The organism is Salinisphaera sp. G21_0 (genome assembly GCF_017744115.1).
Taxonomy (GTDB): Bacteria; Pseudomonadota; Gammaproteobacteria; order Pseudomonadales; family Endozoicomonadaceae; genus Endozoicomonas.
This window is the reverse complement of record NZ_JAGHQW010000269.1, coordinates 1-552: the sequence shown is the minus strand read 5'-3', so window position 1 is coordinate 552 and position 552 is coordinate 1. Positions and strand designations below refer to the sequence as shown.

Here is a 552-nt window from a genome sequence, read left to right as displayed (position 1 = left end):
GCTGCAGTGCGGTATCCGGCTGCGGGAGACGCCTGTCGTTGGCGCGGAGATCCTCATGGTCATGGGCCAGAGCATTCCCAAGTGTCCGCAGCACCTCCCGGATGGGGGCCGACATTCTGGCCGATCTTGCCAGCAACCCGGTAACGACCTTGCCAATGGCCCCGGCATTGTAACCCTGGAAGCGATCATCCGCTGCCGCCTCGCCTCCGAATCCGGTGGCCCTGACCATGTCATAACGGGCTGCGCTGTAGAGCGCATAAAGGTTCTGGAACTGGTTGGCCAGATTCCTGGTGACCGACACTTCGGTGGCGCGCTGGCCCGGGGTAGCGCCGGGTTGGTGGTCATCCTGATCGTTATCATAGCCAAGGTACTGCCCCGCGGTACTGGTCATGTTCAGGAAGCTGTCCCGGAACTGCCTCTCCAGGGTCTCCAGCAGGTTGACGCAGCACACCTGTCGTTTTTCCGGCCAGGTCATTGAGTCTGACTCCTCTGCGGGTATGTCTGCCATCATCTCCTGGTTCTGCTGCTTTATGGCCTCGGCCTGGCGGGCAT

1 protein-coding gene is annotated in these 552 nt (G+C 61.6%); it reads right to left on the bottom strand.

Annotated features, from left to right (window positions below):
• The coding region (locus J7439_RS26010) for a hypothetical protein (RefSeq protein ID WP_209204957.1) at nt 1-552 on the bottom strand (552 nt) is incomplete at both ends.